Raw genomic sequence first — 6,815 nt, 5'->3', positions numbered from 1 at the left:
CCGGCGGCGGGGGGAGGAAGCACGCGCAACGCGCCGGGATTACAAAGCGCAGGCGCGCGGGGATGACAAAGCGCGCAAGCGCGCGGGGAGGAGAACCATGAAGACGTTTCTGATGGGGGCGGCGACGCTGGCCCTTCTGGCCGGTGGCGCACATGCGGAAAGCCATCTGGCGGATACGGCGGACAAGCGGATCGCGCTGTCCAACAACTATGCCGGAAACTCGTGGCGTCAGGCCATGCTGCAGACCTGGGAAGAGACCGCGACGCAGGCCGTGGCGGATGGCGTGGTGGCTGCGGCCGATGCCTTCACCACCTCGGAGAACCAGGCGACGGAGCAGGCGGCGCAGATCCAGAACATGATCCTGCAGGGTTATGACGCAATCGTCGTCAATGCGGCCTCACCCTCGGCGCTGAATGGCGCGGTCAAGGAAGCCTGCGACGCGGGCGTGACGGTGGTCAGCTTCGACGGCATCGTGACCGAACCCTGCGCCTGGCGCATCGCGGTGGATTTCGCCGCCATGGGCAAGGAAGAGGTCGACTACCTCGCCACCCGCCTGCCCGACGGCGGCAAGCTGCTGGAGATCCGTGGCCTCGCGGGCGTTTTCGTCGATGACGAAATCTCCAAGGGCATCCATGCAGGCGTGGACGAACACAAGCAGTTCGAGATCGTCGGCTCGGTACATGGCGACTGGGCGCAGGACGTGGCACAAAAGGCGGTCGCGGGCGTGCTGCCCTCGCTGCCCGATGTCGTCGGCGTGGTGACGCAGGGCGGTGACGGCTACGGTGCGGCGCAGGCCTTCGAAGCCGCCGGTCGCCCCACGCCGCTGATCGTGCTGGGCAACCGCCAGGACGAACTGAAGTGGTGGGCAGAGCAGCGCGACGCGAATGGCTACGAAACCATGTCGCTGTCGATCGCGCCGGGCGTCGCCTCGCTGGCCTTTTGGGTCGCGCAGCAGATTCTGGCGGGCGAAGAGGTGCCGAAGGATCTGACGGTGCCTTTCCTGAAGATCACGCAGGACGGTCTGGACGCGGCGCTGGAAAGCACGCCCGAAGGATCGGTGGCGAACGTCAGCTACGCGCTGGATGACGCCCAGTCGGTGATCGCCGCCGCGAAGTGAATGCCTGCCCCGCCCTTCTGAATTGGTAGGGCGGGGCGTGCTTTCGGATACGGAACGCAGATGAACCATGACGACAACGCGCCCGTTGTCGCGCTGACACGGGCGGCCCGGCATTTCGGACCGGTGAAGGCGCTCGACGGGGTGAGCCTTTCTGTAGCGCCGGGCGATTGCCTCGGGCTGGTGGGGCACAACGGCGCGGGCAAGTCGACGCTCGTGAACCTGATCAACGGCACCTTCGGTCCAAGCGCGGGAGAGGTGACTTTTCCCGGCGGCGCGGAGGGCGTGCGATCGGTCTTTCAGGAGCTGTCGCTGTGCCCCAACCTGACGGTGGCGGAGAACCTGCGCATCGCGCATCCCAACCTGAAGGGGTTCGGCTGGCGGCGCGCGGCGCGGGCGGAGATCCGCGAGAGTCTCGACCGGGTGTTTCCCGGCCACGGCATCGATCCGGATGCCGAAGTCGACAGCCTGAGCATCGCGCAGCGCCAGATGGTGGAGATCGCCATCGGGTTCGCCCCGCGCGGCGGGCGGGCGCGGCTGGTGATCCTGGATGAACCGACATCCTCGCTGGACGCCGGCATCGCGGAACAGCTGCTGTCGCATGTGACGGGGTTCTGTGCCGCGGGCGGGGCGGTGATCTTCATCTCGCACATGCTGGGCGAGGTCTTTGCCGTGGCGAGCCGCATCGTGGTGCTGAAGGACGGACGCGTGGTGGCGGATCGCCCGGCAGACGATTTCACCCGTTCCGGTCTGGTCGATGCCATGGGCCATGTCGCGACGGAGGCGGTGGCGCAGCAGGCGGCCCGGTCCGAACCCGGCGCGGTGGTGATCCACACGCCGAACGGGCTTGAGGCCCGGCAGGGCGAGGTCGTGGGGCTGTCGGGGCTCGCGGGCCATGGGCAGGCGGCGGAACTGGCGCGGCTTTACTTCTCGCAGACCTCCGACTGGCGGGCGGGCAGGGCGGCACAGGCGGTTTTCGTCGCCGGTGACAGACCGCGCGACGGGGTGCTGCCACTGTGGTCGATCCTGCGCAATATCTCCATCTCCGTACTGCCACGCGATGCGAAGCGCGGGTTGGTGGACCGCGCCGCCGAGAGCCGCCTGGCGCAGGAGTGGAAGGCGCGCATCGGTATCCGCACCGACGATCTGGACAACCCGATCCTGTCGCTGTCGGGCGGCAATCAGCAGAAGGTGCTCTTTGCCCGCGCGCTGGCCTCTGACGCGGCGGTGGTCGTGATGGACGACCCCATGCGCGGCGTCGATGTGGGCACGAAACAGGACGTCTACGCCATGATCCGGGCCGAGGCCGCGAAGGGCCGCACCTTTCTTTGGTATTCCACCGAAACCGAAGAGGTCTGCCAGTGCGACCGCGTCTTCGTCTTCCGCAACGGCGCGATCTCGGCTGAGTTGACCGGCGCGGAGATCACCGAAGAGCGCATCCTTGAGGCGTCGTTCGAGATGCAGGAGGCGTCGTGATGCTGTCGAAATACCGAATTCTCTTGCCGGTGGTATCGCTTGCCGTGCTGTTGGCGCTGACATTCTGGATGCAGCCGAGGGCGATGAGCTACTTCGGTCTGAACCTGCTGTTCAACCTCGCGGTGCCGATCGCGCTGGCGACCATCGCGCAGATGCTGATCATCATGGTGAACGATATCGACCTGTCGCTCGGCGCTTTCGTGAGCCTCGTGGCCTGCGTCACGGCGACATACCTGAACGACACGCCCGCGCTTGGGTTGCTGATCCTCGTCGCGCTGGTGCTGGGCTATGCGGCGATGGGGGCGGTGATCCATGTGCTGGATCTGCCCGCCATCGTGGTGACGCTGGGCATGTCCTTTGTCTGGGGCGGTCTTGCGCTGTTCATCCTGCCGACGCCGGGCGGGGCCGCGCCGGGCTGGTTGCGCGCGGTGATGACGGTAAAACCGCCCCTGATGCCCATGGCGGTGGTCGCGGCAATCGTTATCGCGGCGGTGACGCATCTGCTGGTGATCCGCTCAGGGATAGGCACGGTCCTGCGGGGGGTGGGCGGCAACGCGCGGTCCATCGCGCGGGCGGGCTGGAACGTCGCGCAGCTGAAGGCGCTGGCCTACGGGCTGGCGGGACTGTTCGGCGTACTGGCGGGCATGGCGCTGGTCGGGCTGACGACCTCCGCCGATGCCAATATCGCGCTGCGCTACACGTTGCTGAGCATTGCGGGTGTGATCCTTGGCGGCGGCGAATTCATTGGCGGCAAGGTCAGCCCTGTGGGCGCGGTGATCGGCGCGCTGACGCTGACGCTGGCGGCGTCCTTCCTGTCCTTTCTGCGGCTGTCGCCCGATTGGCAGATCGGCGCGCAAGGAGCGATCCTGATCCTTGTTCTGACCGCGCGGCTGTTGTTCTCGCGGCGGGGGGCGGCGGCATGAGCGGGTTTGCGAAACCGTGGCTTTGGGCGTGGATCGCTGCCGGAGCGGCCTTTGCCGCGACGCTGGGTCTGACTGCCGGGCGCGGCGCGGGGGAACTGGCTTATGCGGCCATGAGCTTCGGCGCCTTCGCCGCCATCGTCGGCATGGGGCAGATGCTGGTCATCACGCTGGGACCGGGCAACGTCGACCTGTCGATCCCGGCCTGCATGACGCTGGCGGGCACGCTGGCGCTGAAGGTCATGGGGTCCGACCCCGGCACCGCCTGGCTGGGGCTGGCCGTGGCGCTGGCCACGGGCCTGGGGGTGGGGCTGGCGAACTTTGCCCTGATCTGGCTGCTGCGCCTGCCGCCGATCATCGCCACGCTGGCGGCATCGCTGATCTACCAGTCGCTGGCGATCTGGTCGAACCGGGGCCTGCGGATCAAGCCGCCAGAGGGGTTGGCGGATTTTGCCACCGGGCGGATGCTGGGCGTGCCGAACGTCGCCTGGGTGGCGCTCCTGCTCGCACTGGCCACATGGGTCATGCTGGAACGGTCGGTCTGGGGCCGGTGGCTGCTGGCGTCGGGCCAGAACCTGCGCGCGGCGCGGCTGGCCGGGGTGCCGGTGCAGGCGGTGCGCGCCGCGACCTATGTTGCGGTCGCCGTCTTTGCCGCGCTGGCGGGCTACCTGCTGGCCAGCTTCTCCGGCGGCGCGGCGCTCAACATGGGGGCGGAGTACCTGCTCATGTCCATCGCCGTCGTGGTGATCGGCGGCAGTTCCATCGCCGGGGGCAACTCCAATGTGCCAGGCGTACTGGGCGCGGCGCTGTTCATGTTCCTTGTGGTCTCCATGCTGAACAGCTACGGCGCGGGGGCGGGCGTCAAGAGCGTTCTCACCGGCGCCATCATCATCGCCATCGTCATTGCTGCCAGCGCCCGGAGGAGCCGCCCATGATCACCTGTCCCCCACACCTGGAGATCCGCGATGCGCGTTTCTCCGCGCTGGTGCATCCCATGTCGAAGCTGGAGCGCATCGCCGAGGGCTTCACCTGGACCGAGGGGCCGGTGTGGTTCGGCGACCGCGGTTGCCTGCTGTTCTCTGACATCCCCTCACGCCGGATCATGCGCTGGTCGGAGGCGCATGGCGTGACGGTTTACCGGGGCGACAGCGGTTTCAACAACGGCAACACGCGGGATCGGCAGGGGCGGCTGGTGGGCTGCCGCCACGGTGCGCGCGACGTGGTGCGCACGGAGCATGACGGCACGCTGACGGTTCTGGCGGATAGCTGGCAAGGCAAGCGGTTGAACTCGCCCAACGATGTAGTCGTCAGCAGCGACGGGGCGGTTTGGTTCACCGATCCGACCTACGGCATCATCTCGAACTTCGAGGGCTACAGCGCCGAACCGGAGCAGGGGGCGCGCAACGTCTATCGGCTGTCTCCGGAAGGCGCGCTGTCGGTGGTCGTGTCGGACTTCGTGCAGCCGAACGGGCTGTGCTTTTCGCCCGACGAGCGGGTGCTGTATATTGCCGAAAGCGGGTCGAGCCACGACGACGCGGTGCCATCCGTGATCCGCAAGTTCGACGTGGAGGGCGACCGGCTGACCGATCGCGGCGTTTTTGTCACCATCGATCGGGGTCTGCCCGACGGGATGCGCTGCGACACGGCAGGCAACCTGTGGTCCTCTGCCGCCGACGGGGTGCATTGCTTTGCCCCCGACGGAACACTGCTGGGCAAGATCCTCGTGCCGGAGCTGGTGTCGAACCTCTGCTTTGGCGGCGCAGACGGGCGGCGGCTGTTCATCACTGCCACAACTTCGGTCTACCGGGTCTTTGTCGATGCCGCGGGGGCGGAGCCGTGGACGCGCGGGCACCTGTGCTGAACTCTCGGGCCGCCGATGTGGGGGACGCCCTGAGGGGGGCAGCGCCTTCAGTCGGGGCGGGCGTGGTAACCCGGCGGGCAGGTGTTGTCAGCCCTTTTCGCCGCGCGTCACCTCCCTGTACCAGGTGACGATCTGGCGGCGCGCCTCCGGGTCCATCTGGATGGCGTTGGGCGGCGGCATGGCGTGGCTGCGCCCGGCCTGCAGGTAGATCTGTTCCGCGTGGCGGGCAACGTCGGCCGCTGTCTCCAGCACGACTCCCTTCGGCGGCCATGCGATCCCGTCCCACGACGGTTCGCGCCCGTGGCACATGGAACAGTTGCCGACCACCGCGAAATAGGCGTCCTCGAAGCCCTCGGCGGAGGCAAAGGTCGCCTCGTAGGGCGTCAGGGCGCGGGCTTCGCTGTCCTCGTAGCTCTCGATGCCGGGCTGGGTGGAGAGCCACGCGATCACCAGCATGATGACCACCGTCACAGGCCAGGTCCAGTGCGGTCCCTTGCCGGTACGGTGCATGGTGTTGAAGTAGTGCCGGATCGTCACCCCGGTCAGAAAGACCAGCGACGCGATGATCCACGCGTACTGTGTGCCGAAGGCCAGCGGGTAGTGGTTCGACAGCATCAGAAAGACCACCGGCAGGGTGAGGTAGTTGTTGTGTGTCGACCGGACCTTGGCGATCTTGCCGTATTTCGCGTCGGGAGTGCGGCCGGCCATCAGGTCGGCGACGACGATGCGCTGGTTCGGCATGATCTGAAAGAACACGTTGGCCGTCATGATCGTGGCGGTGAAGGCCCCGAGGTGCAAAAGCGCGGCCCGCCCGGTGAACACCTGATTATAGCCCCAGGACATCGCCACGAGGATCACGAACAGCAACAGCATCAGGGCGGTGGGGTGATCCGCCAGCCGCGATTTGCACAGCGCGTCATAGGCCAGCCAGCCGATTGTCAGTGAGCCGCCGGAGATCAGGATGCCCTGCCAGAGCGCCAGTTCGACCTTGGTCGGGTCGAGAAGGAATATCTCGCCCTTGAGCCAGTAGAGGATCATCAGCAGCGCCGCGCCCGAAAGCCAGGTGCTGTAGCTCTGCCACTTGTGCCAGGTCAGGTGCTCCGGCATCCGGGCGGGGGCCACGAGGTACTTCACCGTATGGTAGAAGCCGCCGCCGTGGACCTCCCATTCCTCGCCATGCGCGCCGTCGGGCAGGGCGGGGTTCGGCTTCAGCATCAGGTCCAGCGCGATGAAGTAGAAGGATGCGCCGATCCAGGCCATCGCCGTGATGACGTGCAGCCAGCGGACCGAAAAGGCGATCCAGTCCCAGATGATTGCGAAATCGTACATGGTGTCCTCTCAGGTCCCGGTCGGCGGGACAGTAGCGGATCGTGGTTTTCCCTGCTATTTGCAGCAAACGCCAAGCAGCTGCAAAAAAAATCGAAGAATGCGCGTCAGGTGTTCC

General features: G+C 66.9%; 6 protein-coding genes. 5 read left to right on the top strand and 1 reads right to left on the bottom strand.

Features of this window, described 5'->3' with window-relative positions; translation table 11 throughout:
* Positions 1-97: 97 nt before the first annotated feature.
* From J5474_RS19230 to J5474_RS19210, 5 genes are read left to right on the top strand one after another with little or no spacing between them, the layout of a single operon-like run.
* Positions 98-1,117, top strand: a complete 1,020-nt coding sequence (locus J5474_RS19230; RefSeq protein ID WP_209363115.1) for an ABC transporter substrate-binding protein — start codon at positions 98-100, stop codon at positions 1,115-1,117.
* A 60-nt stretch (positions 1,118-1,177) separates the two neighbouring features.
* Complete coding sequence (locus J5474_RS19225) at positions 1,178-2,590, top strand: sugar ABC transporter ATP-binding protein (protein ID WP_209363112.1); 1,413 nt, start codon at positions 1,178-1,180, stop codon at positions 2,588-2,590.
* On the top strand, positions 2,590-3,513 hold the full coding sequence (locus tag J5474_RS19220) for an ABC transporter permease (protein ID WP_209363110.1): 924 nt from the start codon (positions 2,590-2,592) through the stop codon (positions 3,511-3,513). Before J5474_RS19225 ends, J5474_RS19220 begins: the two co-directional genes overlap by 1 nt.
* Positions 3,510-4,445: an ABC transporter permease gene (locus tag J5474_RS19215; RefSeq protein WP_209363108.1), complete on the top strand. Its 936-nt coding sequence runs from the start codon at positions 3,510-3,512 to the stop codon at positions 4,443-4,445. Before J5474_RS19220 ends, J5474_RS19215 begins: the two co-directional genes overlap by 4 nt.
* Positions 4,442-5,371 (top strand): SMP-30/gluconolactonase/LRE family protein, encoded by a 930-nt coding sequence (locus J5474_RS19210; RefSeq protein ID WP_209363106.1) that lies wholly within the window; start codon positions 4,442-4,444, stop codon positions 5,369-5,371. Before J5474_RS19215 ends, J5474_RS19210 begins: the two co-directional genes overlap by 4 nt.
* An 87-nt stretch (positions 5,372-5,458) precedes the next feature.
* Here the strand turns inward: J5474_RS19210 and J5474_RS19205 are convergent, their stop codons facing one another.
* Positions 5,459-6,700 carry a urate hydroxylase PuuD gene (locus J5474_RS19205; RefSeq protein WP_209363105.1) on the bottom strand — a complete coding sequence of 414 codons (1,242 nt, stop codon included), beginning with the start codon at positions 6,698-6,700 and terminating at the stop codon, positions 5,459-5,461.
* Positions 6,701-6,815: the final 115 nt, after the last annotated feature.

This window comes from Sagittula salina (assembly GCF_017813235.1).
Taxonomy (GTDB): domain Bacteria; phylum Pseudomonadota; class Alphaproteobacteria; order Rhodobacterales; family Rhodobacteraceae; genus Sagittula; species Sagittula salina.
The sequence above is the reverse complement of the archived record's forward strand: the minus strand, read 5'-3'. Positions and strand labels throughout refer to the sequence as shown.